21 protein-coding genes, 1 tRNA gene and 1 other RNA gene are annotated in these 24,208 nt (G+C 72.7%); 11 read left to right on the forward strand and 12 right to left on the reverse strand.

Translation table 11 applies throughout. From position 1 onward, the window contains the following. Positions 1-16: 16 nt before the first annotated feature. Positions 17-1,087: a hypothetical protein gene (locus O7633_RS26550; protein WP_282324332.1), complete on the reverse strand. Its 1,071-nt coding sequence runs from the start codon at positions 1,085-1,087 to the stop codon at positions 17-19. Positions 1,088-1,502: 415 nt separating this feature from the next. On the opposite strand from O7633_RS26550, the gene pruA reads away from it, so the two are divergent. The 8 genes from pruA to O7633_RS26590 all read left to right on the forward strand — a co-directional run bounded on the left by pruA (position 1,503) and on the right by O7633_RS26590 (position 9,120). Further along, entirely contained in the window at positions 1,503-3,131 is a 1,629-nt protein-coding gene (gene pruA, locus O7633_RS26555) for an L-glutamate gamma-semialdehyde dehydrogenase (RefSeq protein ID WP_282324333.1), read from the forward strand. Between the two features lie 254 nt (positions 3,132-3,385). After that, complete coding sequence (locus O7633_RS26560) at positions 3,386-3,901, forward strand: PadR family transcriptional regulator (protein WP_074478539.1); 516 nt, start codon at positions 3,386-3,388, stop codon at positions 3,899-3,901. A 146-nt stretch (positions 3,902-4,047) separates the two neighbouring features. Continuing rightward, on the forward strand, positions 4,048-5,169 hold the full coding sequence (gene prfB, locus O7633_RS26565) for a peptide chain release factor 2 (protein ID WP_074478476.1): 1,122 nt from the start codon (positions 4,048-4,050) through the stop codon (positions 5,167-5,169). A gap of 118 nt (positions 5,170-5,287) precedes the next feature. Then, the gene (ftsE, locus tag O7633_RS26570) at positions 5,288-5,968 is read left to right on the forward strand and encodes a cell division ATP-binding protein FtsE (protein WP_043962078.1); all 681 of its coding nucleotides are present in this window, start codon (positions 5,288-5,290) and stop codon (positions 5,966-5,968) included. Between the two features lie 67 nt (positions 5,969-6,035). Further along, entirely contained in the window at positions 6,036-6,911 is an 876-nt protein-coding gene (gene ftsX, locus O7633_RS26575; RefSeq protein WP_077936389.1) for a permease-like cell division protein FtsX, read from the forward strand. A 147-nt stretch (positions 6,912-7,058) separates the two neighbouring features. After that, positions 7,059-7,538, forward strand: coding sequence for an SsrA-binding protein SmpB (gene smpB, locus O7633_RS26580; protein ID WP_282324336.1), 480 nt, complete (start codon positions 7,059-7,061; stop codon positions 7,536-7,538). A 105-nt stretch (positions 7,539-7,643) separates the two neighbouring features. Then, positions 7,644-8,019, forward strand: a transfer-messenger RNA (tmRNA) gene (gene ssrA, locus O7633_RS26585). 84 nt (positions 8,020-8,103) lie between these two features. After that, positions 8,104-9,120, forward strand: coding sequence for a hypothetical protein (locus tag O7633_RS26590; protein ID WP_282324337.1), 1,017 nt, complete (start codon positions 8,104-8,106; stop codon positions 9,118-9,120). 66 nt (positions 9,121-9,186) lie between these two features. Here O7633_RS26590 and mdlC read toward each other — a convergent pair whose 3' ends face one another. After that, positions 9,187-10,782 (reverse strand): benzoylformate decarboxylase, encoded by a 1,596-nt coding sequence (mdlC, locus tag O7633_RS26595; RefSeq protein ID WP_282324338.1) that lies wholly within the window; start codon positions 10,780-10,782, stop codon positions 9,187-9,189. Between the two features lie 66 nt (positions 10,783-10,848). Further along, positions 10,849-11,652 (reverse strand): S-methyl-5'-thioadenosine phosphorylase, encoded by an 804-nt coding sequence (locus O7633_RS26600; protein ID WP_074478486.1) that lies wholly within the window; start codon positions 11,650-11,652, stop codon positions 10,849-10,851. Positions 11,653-11,732: 80 nt separating this feature from the next. On the opposite strand from O7633_RS26600, the gene O7633_RS26605 reads away from it, so the two are divergent. The 3 genes from O7633_RS26605 (at position 11,733) to O7633_RS26615 (ending at position 12,647) form a co-directional block, all read left to right on the forward strand. Beyond that, positions 11,733-11,879, forward strand: a complete 147-nt coding sequence (locus O7633_RS26605) for a hypothetical protein (protein ID WP_176735035.1) — start codon at positions 11,733-11,735, stop codon at positions 11,877-11,879. 12 nt (positions 11,880-11,891) lie between these two features. Beyond that, on the forward strand, positions 11,892-12,482 hold the full coding sequence (locus O7633_RS26610) for a YqgE/AlgH family protein (RefSeq protein ID WP_282324339.1): 591 nt from the start codon (positions 11,892-11,894) through the stop codon (positions 12,480-12,482). Between the two features lie 92 nt (positions 12,483-12,574). Continuing rightward, a tRNA-Ala gene (locus O7633_RS26615) sits at positions 12,575-12,647 on the forward strand. Positions 12,648-12,738: 91 nt separating this feature from the next. Here O7633_RS26615 and O7633_RS26620 read toward each other — a convergent pair. The 9 genes from O7633_RS26620 to O7633_RS26660 form a co-directional block, all read right to left on the reverse strand. Continuing rightward, a complete protein-coding gene (locus tag O7633_RS26620; protein WP_282324340.1) occupies positions 12,739-13,848 on the reverse strand; it encodes an XdhC/CoxI family protein in 1,110 nt (369 codons plus the stop codon). Continuing rightward, positions 13,841-14,455: a nucleotidyltransferase family protein gene (locus tag O7633_RS26625; protein ID WP_282324341.1), complete on the reverse strand. Its 615-nt coding sequence runs from the start codon at positions 14,453-14,455 to the stop codon at positions 13,841-13,843. The genes O7633_RS26620 and O7633_RS26625 overlap by 8 nt, the downstream gene beginning before the upstream one ends. Next, complete coding sequence (locus tag O7633_RS26630) at positions 14,452-16,299, reverse strand: hypothetical protein (RefSeq protein WP_282324342.1); 1,848 nt, start codon at positions 16,297-16,299, stop codon at positions 14,452-14,454. Before O7633_RS26630 ends, O7633_RS26625 begins: the two co-directional genes overlap by 4 nt. Positions 16,300-16,454: 155 nt before the next feature. Further along, positions 16,455-18,719, reverse strand: coding sequence for a LamG domain-containing protein (locus O7633_RS26635; protein WP_282324344.1), 2,265 nt, complete (start codon positions 18,717-18,719; stop codon positions 16,455-16,457). A gap of 21 nt (positions 18,720-18,740) precedes the next feature. Then, positions 18,741-19,559, reverse strand: coding sequence for an ATP-binding cassette domain-containing protein (locus O7633_RS26640; protein ID WP_282324345.1), 819 nt, complete (start codon positions 19,557-19,559; stop codon positions 18,741-18,743). Further along, a complete protein-coding gene (locus tag O7633_RS26645) occupies positions 19,556-20,632 on the reverse strand; it encodes an ABC transporter permease (RefSeq protein WP_282324346.1) in 1,077 nt (358 codons plus the stop codon). The genes O7633_RS26640 and O7633_RS26645 overlap by 4 nt, the downstream gene beginning before the upstream one ends. Positions 20,633-20,644: 12 nt before the next feature. Beyond that, positions 20,645-21,616, reverse strand: a complete 972-nt coding sequence (locus O7633_RS26650) for a substrate-binding domain-containing protein (protein ID WP_282324347.1) — start codon at positions 21,614-21,616, stop codon at positions 20,645-20,647. A gap of 101 nt (positions 21,617-21,717) precedes the next feature. Then, positions 21,718-23,013, reverse strand: coding sequence for a DegT/DnrJ/EryC1/StrS family aminotransferase (locus O7633_RS26655; RefSeq protein WP_282324348.1), 1,296 nt, complete (start codon positions 23,011-23,013; stop codon positions 21,718-21,720). Between the two features lie 51 nt (positions 23,014-23,064). Continuing rightward, positions 23,065-24,105 (reverse strand): Gfo/Idh/MocA family oxidoreductase, encoded by a 1,041-nt coding sequence (locus O7633_RS26660; protein WP_282324349.1) that lies wholly within the window; start codon positions 24,103-24,105, stop codon positions 23,065-23,067. Between the last annotated feature and the right edge of the window lie 103 nt (positions 24,106-24,208).

A 24,208-nucleotide genomic window follows, 5' to 3' on the forward strand; every position in this document is an offset into this window, starting at 1 on the left:
CCCCGGCGCGTGCCGGTCAGCGGTCGGCGCTCGCCTCCACCGCCTCCACGCCGTCGTCCTCGGCGGCGTCGTCGGGCGACGGGCCCAGGGTGCGGCCGAAGGCGATCAGCGCGGTGAGCGCGCCGACGAAGAGCACCCAGATGCCGTTGTCCACCCGGGAGGTGCCCAGCGAGGTCTGCGCGACGGAGTCCGCCTCGCTCAGCGCGCCGGCCAGGTCGAGCAGGGACCGCCCGCCGACGCGGATGACCACCTCGGCGAGCAGCAGGAGCAGGCCGGGGCCGGCCCCGGCCAGCAGGTAACCGGGCCAGCGGACGTCGCCCGTCGCCGGGTCGCGCCGCTGGGCGCGGCGACGGGCCCAGGTCAGGTACGCGAAGGCGAGCAGCCCCGCCACCAGGCCGGCGAGCAGCGACTCCGTGCGCGACACCCACTTGGCGGCGGTGACCAGGGACTCCTGGGTGTCGCCCGCCCCGAACAGGTCGAACAGGGGGTCCCGGGCCCGGCTGAACGCCACCACGAACACCAGCGCCCCGAGCGCGGCGGTGACCACCGCCCCGGCGACCCGGGCGTTGCCGGCGCCGGCCACCGCGCCGCCGATGGTCGCCGCCGCCGCGGCGGTGCCGGCGATGACGTTGGTGGTCGCGTTGTCGAAGTAGGTCAGGTTGATCACCACGGCGGCGGCGAGCCCGACGAGCAGGCCGGCGCCCGTCGCGACGACGAAGCGCAGGGTGGCCCGGTCGACGCCGCGCCGGGCCAGCAGGTTCGCCGCCGCCAGGGCGGCCGCCGCGCCGGCCACCAGCGCGGCCGAGATCACCCCGGGCAGCGCGAACGCGGAGAGGCTGATCGCGGTGACGCCCGCCTGGGCGGAGGTGATCGCCGCCCGGGTCGACCAGAGCATCGCCGCCAGCCAGCCGACCGCCAGCACCGCGAGCACGACCGCGCCGGGGGCGCGGGCGATCGCGCCCCCGGCGGCCGGGAGGGCCTCGGCGGCCGGCTCCCGCCCGGCGGCCGGCTCCCGCCCGGCGGCCGGGTCGGTCTCCACCGGCTGGTCCGGCTCCTCGGCCGTGGAGCTGCCGGGCTGGTTGCTCATCGTCTCCCCTTCGACGGGCGCCCGGGCCCGCGTCGGCACTGCCGGGACGCGGCGGGCTGGTCACCGGCCATCCAGCGTACGCGCCGGGCCCGCCGCCGGGCCCGCGGCCGGGTTGGCGGGCGGGCCTGCGCCGGGCGGGCCTGCGCCGGGCGGGCTCGCCATGCCGGCGACATGGGGGTGTCCTGCGGCGGGGATGCCCCCATGTCGCCGGCATGGAGTCGATCATGCGGCGCACAGGCCGGACGGCGCAGGCCGGCCCGGGCCGCCGGAGCGGGGGCGGGGCCGGCCCGTGGAAGAATCGGCGCAGGTCCCGCCGCCGCGACCGGTACACCGCGCGGTGCCCGGCGTCCGGTCACCCGGCCGGCCGCCCGCGGGTCCGGTTTCGCCACCGCTGTCGAGATCGCCAGGAGCGCTGATGGACGCCGTGTTCTCCGTACCCGAGCCGCACAACGAGCCGGTCCGCACCTACGAGCCGGGCGGCGTCGACCGGGAACGGCTCCAGCGGAGGCTGGCCGAGCTGGCCGCCGAGCGGATCGACCTGCCGATGACCATCGCCGGGGAGCAGCGGATGGCCGGCGGCGACCCGATCGACGTCGTCCAGCCGCACCGGCACGCGCACGTGCTCGGCGTCACCGGCCACGCCACCCACGACGACGCCCGCGCCGCCGTCGCCGCGGCGAAGGCGGCCGCCCCGATGTGGCGGTCGCTGCCGTTCGCCGAGCGCGCGGCGATCTTCCTGCGGGCCGCCGAGCTGCTCGCCGGCCCCTGGCGGGACACCCTCAACGCGGCCACGATGCTCGGCCAGTCGAAGACCGCCGTCCAGGCCGAGATCGACTCGGCGTGCGAGCTGATCGACTTCCTCCGGTTCAACGTGTTCTTCGCCCGGGGCCTGCTGGAGGAGCAGCCGTTCTCCTCCCCGGGGGTGTGGAACCGGTTCGACCACCGCCCCCTGGAGGGCTTCGTCTACGCGGTCACCCCGTTCAACTTCACCGCGATCGCCGGCAACCTGCCCTCCGCGCCGGCCCTGCTGGGCAACACGGTGGTCTGGAAGCCCGGCCCGACCCAGCAGTTCGCCGCGCACTTCACCATGCGGCTGTTCGAGGCGGCCGGCCTGCCGCCCGGCGTGATCAACATGGTCACCGGGCGGGGCGAGGAGGTCTCCGACGTGGTGCTCGCCGACCCGGACCTGGCCGGCATCCACTTCACCGGCTCCACGAAGGTCTTCCAGCACCTGTGGCGCACGGTGGGCGAGAACATCCACCGCTACCGGGGCTACCCCCGACTGGTCGGCGAGACCGGCGGCAAGGACTTCGTGGTCGCGCACGCCAGCGCCGACGTCGACGCGCTGCACACCGCGCTGATCCGGGGCGCCTACGAGTACCAGGGCCAGAAGTGCTCGGCCGCGTCGCGGGCGTACGTGCCCCGGTCGCTGTGGGAGGGCGGGCTGCGGGACCGGCTGGCCGCCACCGCCGACTCGCTGACCTACGGCGACGTCACCGACTTCACCAACTTCGGCGGGGCGGTGATCGACGCGAGGGCGTTCGACCGGCACACCGCCGCGCTGGAGCTGATCTCCGGCGACCCCTCCTGCACCGTGCTGGCCGGCGGCACCGCCGACGACTCGGTCGGGTGGTTCGTCCGGCCGACCCTGTTCGAGTGCTCCGACGCCGCGCACGAGACGTTCACCACGGAATACTTCGGCCCGATCCTCGGCGTGCACGTCTTCGACGACGCCCGCTTCGACGACGTGGTGGCCCAGGCCGAGTCGATCGCCCCGTACGCGCTGACCGGGTCGATCTTCGCCACCGACCGCCGGGTGGTCGACGCGGTGGCCGAGCGGATGCGGTACGCGGCCGGCAACTTCTACATCAACGACAAGCCGACCGGGGCGGTGGTCGGGCAGCAGCCCTTCGGCGGCGCCCGCGCCAGCGGCACCAACGACAAGGCCGGCTCCTGGCACAACCTGGTGCGCTGGATGTCCCCCCGGACGATCAAGGAGACCTTCGTCCCCCCGACGGACCACACCTACCCCCACATGGGCTGAGCGCAAGGAAGGGCCCCCTGTTATCGCTTTCTGTTGCACAGGGGGCCCTTCACAACGCCCGAGGCGCGCCCGAGGCTCGCCGGCGGGGCGCCAGCGGGGGCGCCAGCGGGGGTGCCGGCGGCGGGGTGGGGGGGGCGCCAGGTCACCGTCCCTTAACGGACTGTCGCCGGCCGACAGTGCACATTGGAAGCCGTCCGGGTGGCGAAAGTGGCAAATCCTGGACGGCGCGGCGGCAAAGTGGCAGCGTAATGGGCATGGCGGATTCCGGAGTGAACCCCACGGCGGCGGCCCTTCTCGGGCTGCTCCACGAGGGTCCCATGACAGGCGGTCAACTGATGGCCGCCGCCGAGCGCAAGCTCGCCCCGTACTGGTCGATGACCCGCAGCCAGGTCTACCGGGAGCTCCCGGTGCTGGCCGAGCGCGGTCTGGTGCGGCTGGGCAAGCCCGGCCCCCGCTCCAGCCAGCCCTACGCGATCACGGCGGCCGGGAAGCGGATGTTCTCCCGGTGGCTGGCCGAGGACCCGGGACGCGACACCATCCGCAACCCGATCGCCCTGCGGATCGCCTTCGGCAGCCTGCACTCGGCCAACCAGCTACGCAACCTGCAGGCCTCTGCCAATGAATACCACACCGAGGCCCTCGCGCGGGTGCGGGAACAGGTGAAGAACGCCAAGAAGGAGGGCGACAACTTCGACGCCAGCGCGCTGGAGTTCGCCGTCGCCTACCACAAGGCCGCCCTGTCCTGGCTGAAGTCCGCCCCGGTCGGCTGACGCCGTCGACCGCGCGGCCCGTCACCCCGCCACCGGGCCGCGCGGTCGGTCTCCAGGCTGCCCCCCGCCCGCACCGGGGACAGTTTTGGCTCGTGACCGCGGGGCTGGCAAGCCCACCCGGGGCCACCGCAGTACGCTTGTCAGTCGTGACCGCTGCCGATTACGCCGAACAGCTCAAGGAACTCGACGCCATCCTGCGCAACATCGAGGCCGTGCTCAACATCGACCGGCTGCACGAGGACAAGGCCCGGCTCGAGGAGCAGGCCTCCGCGCCGGACCTGTGGGACGACCAGGCCAAGGCACAGCAGGTGACCTCCCAGCTGTCCTACGTCAACGGCGAGATCGACAAGCTGGGCAGCCTGCGCTCCCGGCTCGACGACGCCCGGGTGCTGCTGGAGCTGGCCGAGGCCGAGGACGACCCCGGCGTGCTCGCCGAGGTGGAGACCGAGATCGGCGCGCTCACCAAGAGCATCCAGGACATGGAGGTCCGCACCCTGCTCTCCGGCGAGTACGACTCGCGGGAGGCGCTGGTGGCGATCCGGGCCGGCGCGGGCGGGGTGGACGCGGCCGACTTCGCGGAGATGCTGCTGCGGATGTACCTGCGCTGGGCCGAGCGGCACGGCTACCCGACCGAGGTCTACGAGACCTCCTACGCCGAGGAGGCGGGCCTGAAGTCCGCGACGTTCGCGGTCAAGGTCCCCTACGCCTACGGCACCCTCAGCGTCGAGTCGGGCACCCACCGCCTCGTGCGGATCAGCCCGTTCGACAACCAGGGCCGCCGGCAGACCAGTTTCGCCGGCGTGGAGGTCCTGCCGGTCACCGAGCAGACCGACCACATCGACATCCCCGAGAACGAGGTGCGGGTCGACGTCTACCGCTCCTCCGGCCCGGGCGGGCAGAGCGTCAACACCACCGACTCGGCCGTGCGGCTCACCCACATCCCGACCGGCATCGTGGTGACCTGCCAGAACGAGAAGTCCCAGCTACAGAACAAGGCGTCCGCGCTGCGGGTGCTCCAGGCCCGGCTGCTGGAGCGCAAGCGGCAGGAGGAGCAGGCCAAGCTGGACGGCCTGAAGACCGACGCCGCCGGCTCGTGGGGCGACCAGATGCGCTCGTACGTGCTGCACCCCTATCAGATGGTGAAGGATCTCAGAACCGAGCAGGAGACGGGCAATCCGAGCGCGGTCTTCGACGGTGAGCTGGACAGCTTCATCGAGGCCGGCATCCGCTGGCGCAAGCAGCGGCAGCTCGCCAGCGACTCTGCGTGATCACCCGTGGGCGGAGCGCGTCGTCGATCTCCTGCTAACCGGGCGTTTCGACGACGCGCCCCGCATGACGGGGGCGTGGGGCTTGGCTCATCGATTACACCGCGTAGACTCACCACCCGTGATTCAGCTTGAGCAAGTGACGAAGACGTACCCGAAGGCGTCCCGGCCTTCGCTCGACAACGTGTCCGTCTCGATCGAGAAGGGCGAGTTCGTCTTCTTCATCGGCCCATCCGGCTCCGGCAAGTCCACCATCATCAAGCTGCTGCTGCACGAGGTGACCCCGAACAAGGGGCGCGTCATCGTGAACAGCAAGGACGTGACCTCGATGCGGTCGTGGAAGCGCCCCCACTTCCGGCGCTCCATCGGCTGTGTCTTCCAGGACTTCCGGCTGCTGCCGAACCGCACCGCGTACGAGAACGTGGCGTTTGCCCTCGAGGTGATCGGCAAGACCAAGGCGGTCGCCCGCCGGGTCGTGCCCGAGGTGCTGGAGCTGGTCGGGCTCGGTGGCAAGGAGCACCGCTACCCGCACGAGCTCTCCGGTGGTGAGCAGCAGCGGGTGGCCGTGGCGCGGGCGTTCGTGAACCGCCCGCTGATCCTGCTCGCGGACGAGCCGACCGGAAACCTCGACCCGGACACGTCCATCGAGATCATGCGCCTGCTGGACCGGATCAACCGCACCGGTACGACGGTCGTGATGGTCACGCACGACTCGAACATCGTGAACCAGATGCGCCGCCGGGTCGTCGAGATCGAGAGCGGCCGCATCGTGCGTGACCAGGCCCGCGGCGTCTACGGGTGAGCCGGCGCTCCACCCCTGTGCAGCCTGACGACGAACACCTCACGCCGGAGACCCGGAGGAATTCCCGATGCGCGTGAAATACGTCCTGTCCGAGGTACTGGTCGGACTGTGGCGCAACGTCACCATGACCATCGCGATGATCATCACGTTGGCCGTGTCGTTGACCATGCTCGGTGTCAGTGGCCTGGTGTACAGCAAGGTCGACGACATGAAGGACCTGTACTACAAGAACATCCAGGTCTCGATCTTCCTGAAGAGCGACGTCACCGACCAGCAGCGCACCGACCTGGAGACGAAGCTCAAGAGTGACTCCCTGGTGAAGGAGGTCCTCTACGTCAACAAGGACGAGGCGTACAAGCGCTTCCAGGAGATGTACCAGGACGCGCCGGACCTGGTGACGGCCGTGAAGCCCGACCAGCTGCCGGAGTCGTTCCGGCTCACGCTGGTCAACCCCGAGCAGTACAAGAGCATCTACGACCAGTACAAGGACACCGAGGGCGTCGACGAGATCGTCGACCAGAGCCGGCTGCTGGACAAGATCTTCGACCTCTTCACCGCCGGCCAGAACATCGCCCTGGCCGGGGCGATCGCGATGGCCATCGCCGCCCTGCTGCTGGTCGCCAACACCATCCAGGTGGCCGCGTACAGCAAGCGGCGCGAGGTGGCGGTCATGAAGCTGGTCGGCGCGTCCAACTGGTTCATCCAGGCGCCGTTCGTCCTGGAGGCCGTGGTCGCCGGTCTGATCGGCTCGTTCCTCGGCCTGGGCGCGCTGATCGCCTTGAAGTTCTTCCTGTTCGACGGCTCCCTGAGCGCGTTGCAGGGCCTGTTCTCCCCGGTGACCTGGAGCGACATCTTCCTGATGTTCCCGATCATGGCGGGCGTCGGCGCACTGGTCAGCGCCGTCACCGGCTGGACTACCCTCCGGTTCTACCTGCGCGTCTAGTCGCCCACCGGGTCTGCCGGCGACAGCCGAGGGCCCCCCGGCGCGGAATAATCCGCGCCGGGGGCCCTTGTCGTTCGGGTAGGATGATCTCCGCTTCCGGCCCGCCGTCCGGGCCGGGGCGGGTATCGCACGAGGGGAGGGGCACCGATGCCACGGGAGAAGGGGCGCAAGGTCGTCGCCTCCAACAAGAAGGCACGGCACGACTACGCCATCCTCGACACGTACGAGGCGGGCATGTCGCTGACCGGCACCGAGGTGAAGTCGCTGCGGGCGGGGCGGGCGTCGCTGGTCGACGCGTTCGCCCAGGAACGCGACGGCGAGCTGTTCCTGCACGGCATGCACATCCCGGAGTACACGCAGGGCACCTGGACCAACCACGAGCCCCGGCGCACCCGGAAGCTGCTGCTCAAGCGTCTGGAGATCGACCGCCTGATCGGCAAGACCCGCGAGGGCGGCCTCACCATGGTCCCGTTGCAGGTCTACTTCTCCGACGGCTGGGCCAAGGTGGAGATCGCCCTGGCGAAGGGCAAGAAGTCGTACGACAAGCGTCAGGACCTGGCCAAGCGGGACGCGGAACGGGAGATCGCCCGGGCCGCGGGCCGACGCGGCAAGGGCATGGACGACTGATTCGTCCCGTTTGTCCGCCTCGGCGCGCCGGGGCGGGGCTCGGGGATGAATCCCGTTGCGGCAGGCGTTAGTCTTGGTGGTGCCGCCACACCGGCGGCCCGTCGAGGGGGTGACTGGTTTCGACTTCGTACGTTGCGGCAGGGGAAGCGAGCCGAGGAAGCCGACGTCGTCTCGAGAATCGGTCGTCGGAAACCAATAAGCGCCAAGAACAATCGCGCTGACTTCGCTCTCGCCGCCTGAGGCGAGTAGCTAAGTCTGTCGGCCTGGGAACGCCTTCGTCCCAGTAGCCGGCATCAGCTAGAAGGCTGGCCAACCGGACCCGGTCGCGGGGTCCGTGCGGCGAGATCAATCAGCGACTGGGCCCGTCACACCAACTTGCTCGCGTGAGCGGTGGGGCCGAGTAGAGGCACAGCGAGCTGCGCTCGGAGAAGCCCTGACAAACCGGCGAAGGACCCGGGTTCGATTCCCGGCACCTCCACCACCTGACGAAGCGCCCCGGCCACCCGGCCGGGGCGCTTCGTCGCATCCGGTGGAACCGCAGGCCGCGCGGGCGCGTCGTAGCGGTATGCGTCGAGTTCTCGCCCTGCTGGGGCTGCCCCTGTTGGTCGTCGCGGCCGGTTGCGCACCGGCCGGTTCCGGGCCGTCCGCCGGCGGCAGCCCCGCCGGCAGCGCCAACGACGAGCGCTTCGCGGCGTTCGGGCAGCGGGCCGACGAGGTCGCCGACGCGTGGCGGCCGGGCACCGCCTGGACCGGCGGCTACCTGCCGTTGCAGGAGCCCACCGTGCTCCTCGGCGACCCCGGGTTCAGCCCCGACACCGAGCAGGCGTTCCGCAACGGCTGGTACCGCGAGCAGATCGAGGTGCCCACCGCCCGGCCGGCCGACGGTGCGGTCCGCTTCCCCGACGGGACGCTCACCGTGAAGCTGCTCAGCGCCGCCGAGGCGTACCGGCAGCTCGACCAGGGGGACCCGCCGCCCTGCGCGGGGCGGCCGAGGAGCCCCGGGCGGCCGGCGAAGCCCGGCTCCGGCCCGGTCGTCGAGCCGGGACCCGACGGTCCGACCGTCGGGGAGGGGCCGTACGGCCACAGCGTCGGCCCGAACGACCCGGTCGGCAGCGCGCCCGCGTCGGCCTGCGTGCCGCTCACCGTCACCGCCGTGACGCTCGGCACCGCGCCGGTCCGCACCAGCCGCGGTGAGGCGCAGGTGCCGGCGTGGCTGTTCACCGTCGACGAGCTGACCGCGAAGGTGGCCCGGCTCGCCGTCGTCGACCCCGCCGCCCCGCCGCAGCCGACCGCGCCGCCGGGCCGGGCCCCCGACGGGGTGGTCAGCGCGCAGGACCTGCGGGCCGTCGACGGGGCGAAGCTGACCTGGCAGGTCGGCGTGGGCGCCTGCGACACCGGGATCACCCCGCTCGTGCAGGAGCGCGACGACGTGGTGGTGGTCGGTGGCGGGGTCGTCCGGGGCACCGGCGTGTGCATCGACCTGCTCAAGCTGGAGCCGGTCACCGCCACCCTCAAGGCGCCGCTGGGCAACCGGCCGGTGCTCGACGTGGTCACCGGCGCGCCGCTGGTCCTGCGCCCCTGAGCGCGGCCCGAGGATGCAGGGCGTCCGCCGAGGGCCCCTCGTCCCGGCCCCGGTCCCCGTGGACGCTCAGAGCAGTCGCGGCACCTCGGTGCTGATCGGCGCCGGCAGCACGGTGGGCCGGTCCGCCGCCAGGGCCGCGCCCAACGCGTCGCCCAACCCGTCCGGCTCCGCGACGACCGTGGCGGCGCAGCCGTACCCCCGGGCGACCGCGACGACGTCCAGACCGGGCAGGTCCAGGCCGGGCACCCCGGGGGTGTGCTTCAGCTCGGCGAACGCCTTGAGGATCGCGTACTGCTGGTTGACCGGGACCACGACGGCCAGCGGCAGGCGCAGCCGCGCGGCCGTCCACAGCGCCTGCACCGAGTAGTGGAACGACCCGTCGCCGATCACCGCGACCACCGGCCGGCCCCGGCCCGTGTCCCGCTCCGCCAGGGCGATCCCGACCGCCGCCGGCAGCCCGAACCCGAGGCCGCCGCTGGCCATCGTGAAGTACGACCCGGGGCGGGTGACCTTCAGCCGGCGGCGCAGCGCGGCCAGGTTGGACGGTGACTCCTGGACGAGGACCCCGTCGGGCGGCCAGTGCCGGGCCAGGGCGGCGAACAGCGCGTCGGGGCTCGCCGGTGGGCCCGGGTCGGGCGGCCCCGGCGCCGGCCGGGGCGGCGGGGGCAGCCGGTCGGCCGCCGGGAGCAGCTCGGCCAGGGCGGCCAGGGCCAGGCCCGCGTCGGCGAGCAGGCTGTCGCCGACCGGCGCGCGGGCCGTCTCGTCGGGGTCGTCGGTGACGTGCAGCAGCCGGGCGCCGGCGGGCAGGTAGTCGCCCGGCACGTGCGGGTAGTAGCGGAACACGGGCGCGCCGACCACCAGCACCGTGTCGTGCCCGGCCAGGGCCTCGGCCAGGGGCCCGATCGCGTACGGCAGCACGCCCCGGTAGTGCGGGTGGTCCTCGGGGAACGGGGTCCGCTCCGGGGCGGGTGCGGCCCAGACCGGGGCGGCCAGCCGCTCCGCCAGCGCCACCGCCGCCGGCCACGCCCCGGCCCGGTCGACCGCCCCGCCGAGCACCAACGCGGGGCGGCGGCTGGCGGCCACCCGGGCGGCGAACTCCCGCAGCCGGGCCGGGTCGGGGGCGTACCGGGTGGCCACGGTGCGCACCTCGGGCGGCCCGTCCGCCGGCCGGGCCCAGTCGTCCAGCGGCAGGGACAGGAAGACCGGGCCGGCGGGCGGCTGCACCGCCGTGGCGTACGCCCGCATGAACGCCGCCGGGATGTCCTGCGCGCGGGCCGGCTCGTGGCTCCACTTGACGTACGGCTGGGTCAGCTCGGCCGCCCGGGGGCTGGCCAGCCGGGGCTCCAGCAGCAGCATCTCCCGGGTCTGCTGACCGGCCGAGACGATCAGCGGGGTCTTGTTGTGCCAGGCGGTGACGAGGTTGCCCATGCCGTTGCCGGTGCCCGGGGCGGTGTGCAGGTTGACGTGGGCGGGGCGGCCGGTGGCCTGGGCGTACCCGTCGGCCATGGCGACGGCCGACGCCTCGTGCAGGGCGTGGACGTAGCGGAAGTCGGCCGGGAAGTCCTGGAGGAAGGGCTCCTCCGTCGAGCCGGGGTTGCCGAACACGGTGGTCATGCCCAGCGCCCGCAGCAGCTCGTACGTCGTCTCGCGGACCGTTGCCACCCGCCGAATCTATCGGGAAGAGGCCCACCTACCGGGCTATTCGCCCTCCCGTGAGCCCGGCCGGGCTCAGGGCAGGGCGAAGGGCAGCTTGATCCCGTCCAGCGCGTGCCCGCACGGGCAGTCCCGCCCGGCCGGCAGGGCGGCGACGGCGTCCAGCAGCACCCCGCGCAGCCGGTCGGTGTTTTCGGCGAAGACCCGGAAGACCTCCTCCTGGGTGACCGACTCGCCCGCCTCCACCCCGGCGTCGAGGTCCGTGACCAGCGCGATCGGGGTGTAGCAGAGGGCCAGCTCGCGGGCGAGCACCGCCTCCGGGTGCCCGGTCATGTTGACCACCGCCCCGCCGATCGCCGTGAACCAGCGCGACTCCGCCCGGGTGGAGAAGCGCGGCCCCTCCACGACCACCATCGTCCCGCCGTCGACGGCCGGCACGCCGCGTCCGGCCGCCGCGTCCAGCAGGGCCCGGCGGCCCACCGGGCAGTACGGGTCGCCGAAGGCCACGTGCACCGCACCCCGGTCGTAGTAGGTCTGCACCCGTCCGCTGGTGCGGTCGATCAACTGGTCCGGCACCACGAACGTGCCCGGCCCCAGCTCGGGGCGGAGCCCGCCGACCGCGCACGGGGCGAGGACCTGCCGCACCCCGAGCGCGCGCAGCGCCCACAGGTTCGCCCGGTACGGGATCAGGTGCGGCGGGTGCCGGTGGTCGCGCCCGTGCCGGGGCAGGAACGCCACCCGCCGGCCACCCACCTCGGCGATCGTGACCGCGTCCGAGGGCTCGCCGTACGGGGTCTGCACCCGGTGCTCGGTCGCGCCCTCCAACAGGGCGTAGAGCCCCGAACCGCCGATGACCGCGATGTCCGCCGTCGGACCCATCGTCGCCCCCTTCGATCCCACTCGATCACCCACCGGTCAGACCTTAGCCAGCGCCGCGGGCGCAGGCTATGGTGCCAGACATGGCGTTGACAGCACGGATGAGCCCGGCGTCCCGTGCCGACCGGGTCCGGCAGGCCACCCCCCATGCCGGCCACGACGTCGGTCCTGTCCGGCCCGGCGGCGACGCCGTCCGGGGGCGTCACTTCCGCGTCCTGGCGCGCGGCTGACGGATGTCCGACATGCAGGGAGAGGACCAGGCGATCGGCGGGCGGGCGATGGACTCGATGACCGGACGGCTGCTGGTCGCGACCCCCACGCTCAAGGACCCGAACTTCGACCGCACCGTGGTGCTGCTCGTGGCCCACGAGCCGGGCGGCGCGCTCGGCGTGGTGCTCAACCGGGCCACGGAGGTGCCGGTCGCCGACGTCCTCGGCGACTGGAGCGACCTGGCGCGGGACCCGGCGGTGCTGTTCGAGGGCGGCCCCGTCCAGCCCGACTCGGCCATCTGCCTGGCCCGGATGCGTAACCCCGTGAGGCGGCTGCGGGGCTTCCACCAGGTCTCCGGCGCGGTCGGCACGATCGACCTCTCCGTGGACCCGGAGCGGATGCGGGAGAGCATCGGCGGCATCCGGGTCTTCGCCGGCTACTCGGGCTGGGGCGCGGGTCAGCTGGAGCAGGAGATCGAGGACGGGTCCTGGTTCGTCCTCGACGCGCTGCCCGGCGACGCGTTCGTCGACCGCCCCGACGACCTGTGGCCGATGGTGCTGCGCCGGCAGGGCGGGATGATGGCCGCCGTCGCCCACTTCCCGCCCGACGTGGCGCTCAACTGAGGCGCGGCGGGGGAGGGCCCCCGCGAGATGACCATGCGGGCCGGCGTGTGTATAGTTCTGTCCGTGCCCGGGAGACCGGGGGCGAACAGCAAGGGGCCGTGGCGCAGCTGGTAGCGCACCACACTGGCAGTGTGGGGGTCAGGGGTTCGAGTCCCCTCGGCTCCACCCTTGAACGCCAGGTTGGCGGCATTGAGAGCTAAGCTCGTCGGTGCCGCCATTCTGCGTCTCGCAGCTTGTTGCGTCGGCTGCGTGAGCCCTACCCGTCCTGATGGTGGATGCGACCCGGAAGCCGGGATAGGGACGCTCCTCCACCGCCCCCGCGCACCGCGACGATCTCGGCGGCGATGCTCAGCGCCGTCTCCTCCGGGCTGTGCCCCCCGAGATCGAGACCCATCGGGGCTGCCAGCCGGCCCAGCGCCGCCTCGCCGACCCCGACCTCGCGTAGCCGACGTCGCCGGTCCTGCGCGGTCCGCCGGGAACCGAGGGCACCGACGTACGCCAGCGGCAGCTCCAGCGCATGCTTCAGTACCGGCACGTCGAACCGGGGATCGTGGGTGAGCACACAGACCACCGTCCGTTCGTCGACCCGCCCGGCCGCCGCCTCGGCGGCGAGGTACCGATGCGGCCAGTCCACGACCACCTCGTGCGCCTGCGGGAACCGTCGCGCGGTGGCGAAGACGGGTCGCGCGTCGCAGACGGTCACCCGGTAGCCGAGGAACCGCCCCATCCGGGTGACCGCCGCCGCGAAGTCGGTGGCCCCGAAGACCAGCATCCGGGCCGGGGACGGGTACGTCACCACCATGACCGACAGCGGCCCGGCCGACGAGTGGGGAAGCCGGACCACACCGCAGCGCCCGTCACGCAGCAGTGCCCGTGCCTCGGCGGCGACCGCCGCGTCCACCGTCGCCGTGCCCAGAGTGCCCCGTTGCCCGGCTGGATCCACCACGATCCGCCGGCCGCACCATCCCGGCGGCCCGTCCACGCAGGTCGCCGTCGCGACGGGCCGGCCCGCGGCGACCGTGGCGGCCACCAGGTCGAGGTCGGGGAACCGGCGGCGGTCGACCCGCTCGACGTACAGTTCGACGGTGCCACCGCAGGTCAGGCCGGCGTCCCACGACTCGTCGTCGCTGACGCCGAAGCGGACCACCCGGGGCGTCCCGTCCTTGACGACCTCGCGGCACAGTTCGTAGACGGCCCCCTCGACGCAGCCGCCGGAGACGCTGCCGACCACACTGTCGTCCGGTCCGACCAGCAGCGCGGCACCGGCCTGGCGAGGGGCGCTGCGCCACGTCCGGATCACCGTCGCGAGTCCCACCGGCTCGTCCGCCTGCCACCAGCGCAGCAGGTCGGGGAGAACGTCACGCACCGGCGGACCACCCCGGCCGGTCCACGTCGGTGTCGTCAGCGATGCCCGAGCAGTCGACCACCCGGAGCCGCTCGGCGTGTGCCCTCAGGTACGCCCGCGCGCCTGCGTCGCCGACCGCCAGCGCCGCCACCCCGGCCCAGTGGCTGCGGCCCAGCAGCACCGGGTGGCCGCGCCGGCCGCCGGGATAGGCGGCCATCACCAGGCTCGCGGCCGTCGCGTCGCGGGCGACCCGCCGCACCGCCTCCGCCGTGACCCCGGGCTGGTCCACGAGCAGTACCAGCGCCGCTGGCGCCCCGGTGGACGCCAACACCGCCAACGCGGTTCGCAACGACGAGCCCATCCCGTCGCTCCAGTCGGGTTTGTCCACCGGCATCGTCCCGTCCAGATCCGCCACGTCCCGCACCTGCTGGGCCGCCGCCCCGAGCACCACCACCGTCGGCGAGCAGCCCCCGTCGACGAGGGTACGGGCCGCCCGCTCCACGAAGAACCCTCCGTCGGGGTGCCGGGCCAGGGCCTTGGGGCCGCCGTACCGGCTTCCCGCCCCGGCGGCCAACAGGACGCCGGCCGCCGGGGGAGACGACGGCCCGGAGGTGCCCCGGCGGGTCATCGGGCCGGTCGGGCTTCCGCCCAGGGGTACGCCTCGGCGCGGTACCGGAGGTACGTCTCCGGCAGGCCCGCCGGTTCGTCGTCGAGTCGGTGCGGGGTGAGCAGATGTGGCCCGACCAGGTCGCGGTCCGTGCCGGAGCCGGTGGCCACGGTGGGCGCCAACCGGGTCGACGCCGGTAGCGTCGGCTGTCCGGGCAGCGAGTGGTCCGCCCGGCCCTGCGACGACACCGCCGAGGGCAGCCAGGACTCTCGGCCGTCCACCTCGGCGAGCAGATCCGCCAGGGACACGCCCGGCGCTCGAGCGACGATCTCCGCGGCCGTGGCCGCCCGGGTCGACACGTCCCTCGGCAGCGCGGCGTGGCCGTCCTGGGCCGCCCGCACCAGCGGCAGCAAGGACCTGGCGGTCAGCCACTCGCAGGCCAGGGCGTGCAGGGTCACCGGCGCGCCCGGGTGCGGCTCGCCGGGGCGCCACATCCGCACCTCGTCCATGGGTTCCAGCGCGGCCGGGTCCGCCGCTTCGGCGTCCGTCCCGCACCACGGGCAGGACCGCGCCCGCACCGCGACCCGGGTGGTCGACGAGAGCGCCCAGGCGGCGAGGTTCGGTCGCAGCAGCAGCGCCGACGCCTCCCGGCGGGCCATCCGGCGTACCACCCCCGCCAGATCCCCCAGGTCGTGCTCGCCGGACCGGGAAGGTGACAACGAATCGTGGGCCGTGGGTCGCGCCCCGGCGGCGACCGCCAGCAGACCCAGGTCGACGAGGGCCGCCCACCCGGCCGGATCCAGCGCCCGCCGGTCCCTCCCGGCCAGGCCCACCTCCAGCCAGGAGGAGATGGCGCAGCTGCGCAGCGGCGGCACCAGGTCGGCGTGCTCGCCACCCGGGTCGGCGGGCGCCACCTGGCGAAGCAGGTCCGCGCCGAGCAGGTAGCCCGCTGCCCACACCTCCAGGGTCAGCGCCGGATTCACCGCCTTCAGCGACGGTTGGTCGGCCACGGCAGCCCGCCACCGGGCGACGATCTGCCCGGCCGACGCCCCGGCCAGGTCCGCCTGGTCCCGCCAGTCCCAGGCGAACGGATGCTCCAACGGCTCGTCGGCCGACCTGGACAGCAGCCGCAGCCCGCACCGGGACTCCCGTAGCTCGACGGCCAGGCCCCCGCTCTCCGGCCGCTCCGGGGCCGGGACCGGAGCACCGCCGGCCGACTCCCACCACGTCGGCGAGATCTTCAGCTGCTCGTCGTACAAGGTCACCGGGCGGCGGCCCTCGTCGCCGTAGATGGACAGGCTCACCACGTCCGCGTGCTCCACGAGGTTGGGCACGGTGGCGAACACCCGGATCCCCCGGTCGGCGCAGAACCTGGTCACCAGGTGATCGTCGTCGACCTGCTCGTCCGGATGCTCGGCCAGGAACCGCGCCAGCTGCTCCGCGTGCCCCACCGGCAGGGCAAGGGCGAGTGTCGGCGTCCACTCCACCGCCGACATCTCGGCGAAGGGCCGAGCGGCCAGGGCGGCGCGGCGCACCGCGTAGGAGTTGCGCGGGCTGGTCTGCTGCACCGACAGGGTCACGCCGTCGGTCGGCCGGGCGGCCAGCGCCCGGTGGAGGTGCTCGGCGAGCCCCGGGATGGGAAGGATGTCGTCCTGCAGGACGAGGTGGTGGGTGGCGCCGGGCGCGATCGCCGCCCAGGCGCGCTTGGCGGTACGCAGCGGGCTGGGCGGGCCGCTCGGATCCGGATCGACGACGACCCGCACGGACAGTGGCTGGCACGCGGCGAGCAGCGCCGGAATGCGGTCGCTCCGACGCGGATGGTGCATCACCACGACGCTGATCTGCACCGGGTCGATCGTGGTCACTGTGGAGCACCTCCTGGTTTCGGATGCCGGCCCTTCGCCGGGCCGGCGCGTCGTGGTCTCCCGAGCCTCGTGCCCGGACGACGACGGCTTGGAACCGGTGGTCGGGCTGTGGCCGGCGGCAACGTCTCCGCCGGCCACAGCCCGATTGCCCGGGATCAGTCCCGATCGACGCCCATGTGGTGCAGGACGTTGCGGGTCAGCACCTGCAGGCCCGCGTCGACCGCGAGGGCCCCCGGATAGTTCGTCGAGCCGGCGTTGAGCACCCGGCCACCCGCCGGGCGCTCCCAGTAGATGAGGTCGGCGCCGTGCCCGGAGTCCGCACCCCAGTGCGCGACGAAGCGGGGGCCGTGGTCGGCGTGCGCGAGGACGGTCAGCCCCTTGGGATCCAGCGCAGGCATGCCCTGCACCTCGGGCAGCCCGTCCATCTCGTATCCGCTCACGGCCGGGCCGTCGTGCGACCGGACCCCGATCAGGTTGCCGGGCTCGGTCGGCACCGGCTGCGGATCGTGGAACAGGAAGTGATCGGGCGCGGTGACCGTGAACGGCGCGAACGCGGTCCGGTCCCCGCTGTCGATCCAGCCCAGCGTCTCCAGACCCAGCAGCTCGCTCGGCGCCTGCCCGAGGTAGGACCACTTCCCGCCCGGGCGACCGTCGGTGTGCCAGCGCTCACCCCACTCGTCCGGCGGCAGCCAGGCCACCCCGGTTCCCTCGCCGGGGTGCGTCGTCTTGCGGGTCTCGATGACCTTCGTCTGCTGGTCGTAGCTGACCCGCCAGAAGGCGGTGTTGCCGCTGAAGCACACCACGTTGCCGCCGCCGCGCAGGTACGCCTCGACACCGTCGCGCATGCTCTGCGTCCAGTACTCGTTGTGGCCCACGATCATCAGGGCGGCGAAGCGGTCCAGCAGGCCGGGGTCGGCGTCGAGTTCCGCGTCGGTGATGCACTCGTAGGCGTAGCCCTCGCGCGCCAGCCAGGACTCCGCGTGCCGCTCCGGCCGGACCAGGTGCTGGTGGACGGTGGCGTCGCACAGGTGGCTGCGGTGCACGAAGGGCTGCACCCGCGGCAGGGGCATCTTCATTCCCAGGTTGAAGAACAGCCGGCCGCTGATGTTGCGGGTGTAGGCGGAGGACACGAGGCCCGGGATGTTGACCCCGTCGACGGAGCGCCGCGCGTACGTGGTCCAGGTGAACGTGGCGTACAGCAGCGCGATGGAGCGCGGCCGGCGGGGTTGCGGGCGCACCACGACGAAGGGCAGCTCCAGCGGTTCGTCGTCGGCGCCGGCCAGCGTCACCCGTACGTAGTAGGTCCCGCTGTCCGCGTCCTCCGGCACCACGATCTCGGCCCCTGCGGGCCATCCGCAGTCGACGAGGTCGTCGGAGGAGAAGCGGACACAGCCGCCCCGGGTGGGGTCGGCGTCCGGGTCGTAGCCCGGCCGGCCGATGGCCCGGGAGGCCGACGGGCCCGGGATGTTCAGCGTGGGGGTGTTGACCAGGGTCAGGTGCCGGTCGTTGCCGCTGACGTCCACCGCGGTCGTGCCCGACCGCTCCCGTAGCGGCCAGTGGGCCAGCAGCGCGTCCGTTGCCACCGGCACTGTCGGCGACATCGCCCGGTCCTCGGTGAGCGTGACCACCTCGTGCCGGGTCAGCGTGCGTGAGAAGAGAGCCACGCTGCTCACGTCGCCGTCCAGCAGGTGATCGACGAGGCAGCTCTGTGCCGCGGCGGCGACGCGCAGCGTGCCAGCCGCCGAGGTGCCCACCGCCGCCGAACCCTCGGCCGCGACGGTGCCGTCGACCCACAGCTGCACCCGGTCGCCGTCGACGGTGAAAGCGAGGTGGACCCACTCCCCGAGCCGGCCCAGCAGGGACGAGCCGGCGAACGTCCAGTTCACCCGGTCGTGGTGCCCGCCGTCGCCGACGTAGCAGCCCGGATGCCCGTCGGCGTCGACGCCGATCGCCCAGCCGCACCGGTCGGGGTAGTCCAGGTCGCTGACGACCGCCGCCCAACTGGACGTCTCCACCGTGGCGGGCAGATGCCACACCCGGACCCAGGCGGAGACCGTCGAGGGGCGCTCGGCGGGGCCGTTCGCGGCGACACCGTACGAGCCGGGGTGCACGTCGTGCCGGTTGGCCGAGGCCGACGACACCTGCCCCAGCCAGGTCACCTCGGCCCGGTCCGCCGCGTCGTCCGGCTGGGGTAGCAACAACGCGTCGCGTCCCAGGCGGCCCACAGCGATCTCGTGCGCCGCCGGTGCGGAGAGATGCACCCGAAGCGTCTCGCCCGGGCGTACGCCCAGCGGGTCGACGTAGCCCATGAGGCTGGCGACCCGGACGGGACGGTGCGCGGGTGCCTGGTGTCCGCTCGGGTCACCGAGGCGGACCTGCCACCCGTTGGCGGATGCTGGCTGTCGCGCATCTGTTGGCATGGGTCTCCAAATCATGAGTCGTTACCGATGGGTGCGGCCGTCGGATCTGTCCACCGACGGACGGTGTCGAAGATGGCGGGTCAGCTCCTCGAACTCGACGCCGCCGGCCATCGCCGAGGTGAGTTCGTCCCGGCTGATCTGCTCACGCGTCCACGAACCCATCAGCCGGCCGCGGTTGAGCACGACGAACCGGTCACCGATCGGATAGGCGTGGTGCGGGTTGTGGGTGACGAAGACGACCCCCGCCCCGCGGTCGCGGGCCGCGGCGACGAAGCGCAGCACGGCGGCTGTCTGCTTGACCCCCAGCGCCGAGGTGGGCTCGTCGAGGATGAGCACCCTGGCGCCGAAGTACAGAGCCCGGGAGATGGCCACGGCCTGCCGCTCGCCGCCGGAGAGCGTCCCCACGGCCTGGTCCGGGTCGCGGACCTCCAAGCCGATCTTCCGCAGCTCCGCCCGGCACACCCGCCTGCTGGTCTCGACGTCGAGCAGCCGTAGCGGGCCGTACCGGCGAGTCGGCTCGACGCCCAGGAAGAAGTTGCGCCAGATCGACATGAGCGGCATCGTCGCGAGGTTCTGGAAGGCGGTGGCGATGCCGTGGCGACGTGCGTCGCGTGGGGAGTCGAACCGTACGGCCTGGCCTTCGACCCTCAGCTCACCCTCGTCCTGCGGCTCGACGCCGGAGAGGATCTTGATGAAGGTCGACTTTCCCGCCCCGTTGTCGCCGAGCACGCAGGTGACCTGACCACCGTGGACCGACACGGAGACGTCGGACAACGCCTCGACGTTGCCGTAGCGCTTCGACAGGCCGCGGCCCTCCAGCAGCGGCGTCGGTGCCGTCATCGCTCCGCCCGTTCAGCGCTGCGCCGGACGAGATTGTTCACCAGCACCGCGAGCAGCAGGATCACGCCGAGGAACAGAAAACGCCAGTCGGTGTTCCAGCCGGAGAACTGGATGCCGATGAAGGCCATGCCCACGATCACGGCACCGAGCGAGGCCCCGACGGGGGAGCCGTAGCCGCCACCGAGCAGGGTGCCACCGACGACGGCGCAGACGATGTACATGAACTCGTTGCCGACACCCTGGGTGGCGGTGACGGAACCGAGCCGGGTCGCCACCATGATGCCCACCAACGCCGCCGTCATGGACGTGGCCACGAACAAGCCGATCTTCACCCGCGCGACGGGCACGCCCATCATCCGGGCCGCCCCCGGATCGCCCCCGACGGCGAAGATCCAGTTTCCGGTGCGGGTCCGCTTCAGCAGCAGCGCCGCCACCAGGGTGATCGCTATCCACCACAGCAGGGTGACCCTGAAGTTCCAGGGCGAGAACGTCCCGCCGAACACGGCGCGGACCTGGTCGTAGCCGGCGACCGCCCGCAGACCGCCGACCTGGACGTTGTTGGTGAGCAGTTTGGTCACCCCGAGATTGACACCCTGGAGGGCGAAGAACGTCGCCAGCGTGACGATGAAACTCGGCAGGCCGGTGCGTACCACCACGACCCCGTTGAGCCAACCTACCGCAGCCGCGAACGCGAGCGCGGCGACGACGCCGAGCCACAGGTTGACCCCGAGTCGCGTGCTGAGGATGCCGGCAAGGAGTCCCGCGCTGCCGACCATCACCCCGGCGGACAGGTCGAACTCGCCGGCGATCATGAGCAGGGCCACCGTCACCGAGACGATGCCGATGGTCGAGGCGACGTCGGTCCAGTTCGCCATGCCGCCCGGCGAGGCGAACCGGGCGGTGCTGACCGAGAAGAACAGCCCGACGACGATCACCGCAGCCAACGCGCCCAGTTCCGGGTGGCGCATCAGCCGGGTCAGCAGGCGCGGGCGATGCGGCACCGGCGTGTTGCGGGGTGCCGGTGGCACCGGAGGGCCGGCGCGTAGTGCGACGCTTCTGGTCGTCCGCTCCACCGCGCTGCCTCCTTACCGGGTGCCCTGCTCGACCAACTTCTGCACGTCCTTGGCGTTCGACTGGTCCACGAACGCCGGACCGGTCAACACCGGACTGCCGCCGCCGACCAGGTTCGCGTTGGTGCGGAAGAGGTTGAGACACATGATCGGCAGATATCCCTGCAGGTAGGGCTGCTGGTCGACGGCGAAGTCGACCTCACCCTGCTCGATGGCCGACAGCACGTCCCGGCTCAGGTCGAACGTCCCCAGCTTCACCTCCCGCCCGACCGACTTGATCGCGTCGCGGGCCGCCAGGGCGATGTCGGGATTGAGGGTGAGCACCGCGTCGACCTGCGGATCGGCGCGCAACTTGGACTCGATCTCGCTGAGCGTGGTGGCGATGTCGCCGGCCCCCTTGACGTTGACGACTTCGGTCCGGCCGGTGAACCCCCGCTGGGCGCCCTGGCAACGCTGGACCTGGCCGACGTTGGCGCCCTCCCCGTTGATGCACAGCAGCCTCGTGCCGCCGGCGTCGGCGAGCCGCTTGCCCGCCTGGGTGCCGGCCACCGTCTCCGTCTGACCGATGTGGGCGATCGCGCCCAGCGCGGCGGACTGTTCCGCGCCCGAGTTCAGGGTGACGACGGGGATCCCCGCTGCGCGCGCCTGCTGGACCGCGTCGGTGATCGCGTCCGGGTCGGCCGCGGACACCGCGATCCCGTCGACCCGGTCGGTGACCGCGGAGGCGATCAGCTGTGCCTGCCGCTCGTGGTCACCGTCGGCCGTGTTGAAGACGAGTTCGACCCCCAGGTCCCGCGCGGCCTGCTGGGAGCCCTGCTTGACCACCGCCCAGAACGACCCCCCGTCCCACTCCGTGATCACGGCGAACTTCGCCGAACCTTCGCCGCCGGCGGGCACCTGTTCGTCGGAACACGCGGTGGTGCCGAGCAGCAGGGCCGTAGCGGCGGCTCCTGCGGCAATCCGATATAGCCTGGTTCGTGCTGTCATGGTTTCGCCCTTCATGAGCTGCGGTTGTTTGCTCAGGGTTCGCGGCGGCGGGCGGTTTCGCCGTCCCAGACCGACCGCCATCCGCCGGGTCTCGGGTGGGCTCACCAGCCGCCTTCGTTCGCGGCCACCACCTTGGCCACGGCTGCGGCGATGTCGACCATGTCCTCCTCGTCGCCGAGGAAGGTGCTGTGGTGGGTCAGCACCGCGTGTCCCGCCATGCGCTCGGCGTGCGGGAAGTGGCGTCCGCGGTGCAGTTCGTGGAAGCGCTGCGCCAGCGACGCGAGCGCCGGTTTCGTCGAGGGCCGCAACAGGTGACTGCGGTCCAGCGGCTCGCGGGGCGGGTAGAAGCGCACTCCGAGCTCGGCGGTCAGGGCGTCGGCCAGGTCCCGGTTGGAGCGGCCCTCGGGCAGGTCGTCGAAGACGATCGGCGCCTCGTAGACGGAGATCCGGTTCTGCTGCGGCAACGGGCACAACAGGCGCACCCCGGGCACGTCGGCGAGGAGTTCGCCCAGGCGCGCGTAGTTGCGGTTGCGGATGTCGTGCTGCGCGTCGAGCATGCCGAGCTGCGCGCACAACAGCGCCGCGCTGAACTCGTCGAGGCAGAAGTTGGCACCCTGGACCGTCGCGGTCTCGACCAGGTCGAGCTCGCCCGGCCGCGCCTCGTCCGAGCGGTATCGCCTGGAGTCGGCCCGCAGCTCCTCCAGCACACCTGCCAGGTGCTCGTCGTCGGTCACCACCGCGCCGCCCTCACCGCAGGTGAGCACCTTGCCGTTCTGCATGCTGAAGCACCCGAGCCGGCCGATCGTGCCGGCGTGCCGGCCCAGCCACTGCGCTCCGTGTGCCTGCGCGGCGTCCTCGATCACGACGATTCCGCGGCTGTCCACGGCCGCCGTGATGGCCGGTACGTCGGCCATCACGGCCGACCAGTGCACCACGATGACCGCGCCGGGGTCCACGTCGAGGTCCAGCCCGTCCGCCTCGATGCACCCGGTCTCGGGCGAGACGTCGGTCAGAACCGGCACCAGGCCGGCCCGCAGCACGGCCGACGCGGTGGCGACCCAGGTCAGCGCCGGCACGAGAACCACGTCGCCGTGGCTCAGGCCGAGCGACTCGAGCGCGATGACGAGCGCGCTGGAGCCGTGGTCGACCGGGACGCAGTGCGCCACGTCCAGGTACTGGCTGAACAGCCGCGCGAAGCGCCGTTCGTAGAGTTCGCCGCCGCAGCGGGGGCTGCTGATCGCCCAGCGGCCGCTGTCGAGCACCGCGGCCAGCGCCGCGGCCGCCCCGGGGGCCGGTTGGGGCCAGGTCGGCCACGGCCGGTCGGGTGAACGCACCGGGGCCCCGCCAGCGATGGCCAGGCGACCCGGCGAACGTGCGGCGTGCGGCAGGGCGGACATCGTCCTCCATCCTTCGGCGTCCACGCCCGGCGCGGCGTGGGGACCGTGGGCTCAGCTGGTCAGCGCTTCGTCGCGCGAGAACGGCACCGGCGTCCTGGCGCCGGTGCGGCCCGCCGTCGCGGCTGCCGCCGCGATCTCCTGGGCACGCAGCGCGTCATCCGGGCCGCACGGGCTCGGTCCGCCACCGGCGGCCAGGTCCAGGAAGGCGCGCATCTCGGCCCGGTAGGCGGCGGCGAAGCGTTCGGTGAAATCAGCGAAGGCCGGCATCTCGCCGGACCGGGCGGCCGTGTTCATGCGCGTGCCGGGCAGGCGGGTCGCCTGCAGGACCCGCAGGGGAGTCATCCCGTTGAGGCCGGCGGCCATCGACAGCCGGGTGCCGAGCACCTCCATGCGATGGTCGTAGCCGAGAGGGTTCAACCGCGAGGCGGTGAGCACGGCGACGCCGCCCCCGGCGAAGGTGAGTACCACGGTGCCCACGCCGATCCCGTCGTCACGGGCCGGCTGGTCGGGCACCTCGCGTGCGTCCGCCTGCACCGCTACCACCTCGTCGTGCGCGATCCAGCGGGCCGCATCGATGTCATGGATCAGGCAGTCGGTGAAGATGTCGCCGGACGTGAGCTGGTATCCCTCGTCCGGTGGCCGATGGTCGAAAGCGGTTCCCCGTATCATGATCAACTGACCGGCGGCGCCGGAGGCCACCAGCTGATGCAACCGGCGGTAGTCCGGGTCGAACCGACGCTGGAAGCCCACCTGGAAGCGCGCGCCCGTACGGCGAGCGGTCCGGGCCACCTGGCGTGCCTCCTCCAGCTCGGCGGCGAGGGGCTTCTCGCAGAAGACGGCGGTCCCCTTCGCCATCGCCGTCGCGAGGATGTCGGAGCGCTCGGTGGCCGGAGTCGCGACGACCACGGCGTCAGCGTCCTCGACGAGTGCCGCCACGGTCGGGCGGACCGAGCCGGCCAGTTCGGCGGCCACCTGGTGGGCCGTGGTGGCATCGGCGTCGTGGATGAGCAGGGAGTTGGCGGGAAGCATCGACGCGAGATTGCGCGCATGCACGGAACCGATTCGGCCAACGCCGATTACCCCGATTTTCATCGAAGCGCGACGTGTGGGGAAGGTGTCGATAAAGACGGCGCAGTAAAGCGTGGGTTAAGCATGGACGCAGACCACCCCCGTGAATCACGTCTTTGCATGTGTC

This window comes from Micromonospora sp. WMMD712 (genome assembly GCF_029581295.1).
Lineage (GTDB): Bacteria > Actinomycetota > Actinomycetes > Mycobacteriales > Micromonosporaceae > Micromonospora > Micromonospora carbonacea.

Excerpts from the sequence above, each read along its gene's own strand:
- ftsX (WP_077936389.1), top strand. The coding sequence starts at position 6,036 with ATGCGCGTGAAATACGTCCTGTCCGAGGTACTGGTCGGACTGTGGCGC.
- O7633_RS26590 (WP_282324337.1), top strand. The coding sequence starts at position 8,104 with ATGCGTCGAGTTCTCGCCCTGCTGGGGCTGCCCCTGTTGGTCGTCGCG.
- O7633_RS26550 (WP_282324332.1), bottom strand. The coding sequence starts at position 1,087 with ATGAGCAACCAGCCCGGCAGCTCCACGGCCGAGGAGCCGGACCAGCCG.
- O7633_RS26625 (WP_282324341.1), bottom strand. The coding sequence starts at position 14,455 with ATGACCCGCCGGGGCACCTCCGGGCCGTCGTCTCCCCCGGCGGCCGGC.
- O7633_RS26600 (WP_074478486.1), bottom strand. The coding sequence starts at position 11,652 with ATGGGTCCGACGGCGGACATCGCGGTCATCGGCGGTTCGGGGCTCTAC.
- O7633_RS26650 (WP_282324347.1), bottom strand. The coding sequence starts at position 21,616 with ATGACAGCACGAACCAGGCTATATCGGATTGCCGCAGGAGCCGCCGCT.
- O7633_RS26655 (WP_282324348.1), bottom strand. The coding sequence starts at position 23,013 with ATGTCCGCCCTGCCGCACGCCGCACGTTCGCCGGGTCGCCTGGCCATC.
- O7633_RS26610 (WP_282324339.1), top strand. The coding sequence starts at position 11,892 with ATGCAGGGAGAGGACCAGGCGATCGGCGGGCGGGCGATGGACTCGATG.
- pruA (WP_282324333.1), top strand. The coding sequence starts at position 1,503 with ATGGACGCCGTGTTCTCCGTACCCGAGCCGCACAACGAGCCGGTCCGC.
- O7633_RS26640 (WP_282324345.1), bottom strand. The coding sequence starts at position 19,559 with ATGACGGCACCGACGCCGCTGCTGGAGGGCCGCGGCCTGTCGAAGCGC.
- O7633_RS26660 (WP_282324349.1), bottom strand. The coding sequence starts at position 24,105 with ATGAAAATCGGGGTAATCGGCGTTGGCCGAATCGGTTCCGTGCATGCG.
- smpB (WP_282324336.1), top strand. The coding sequence starts at position 7,059 with ATGCCACGGGAGAAGGGGCGCAAGGTCGTCGCCTCCAACAAGAAGGCA.
- O7633_RS26560 (WP_074478539.1), top strand. The coding sequence starts at position 3,386 with ATGGCGGATTCCGGAGTGAACCCCACGGCGGCGGCCCTTCTCGGGCTG.
- O7633_RS26605 (WP_176735035.1), top strand. The coding sequence starts at position 11,733 with ATGGCGTTGACAGCACGGATGAGCCCGGCGTCCCGTGCCGACCGGGTC.
- O7633_RS26635 (WP_282324344.1), bottom strand. The coding sequence starts at position 18,719 with ATGCCAACAGATGCGCGACAGCCAGCATCCGCCAACGGGTGGCAGGTC.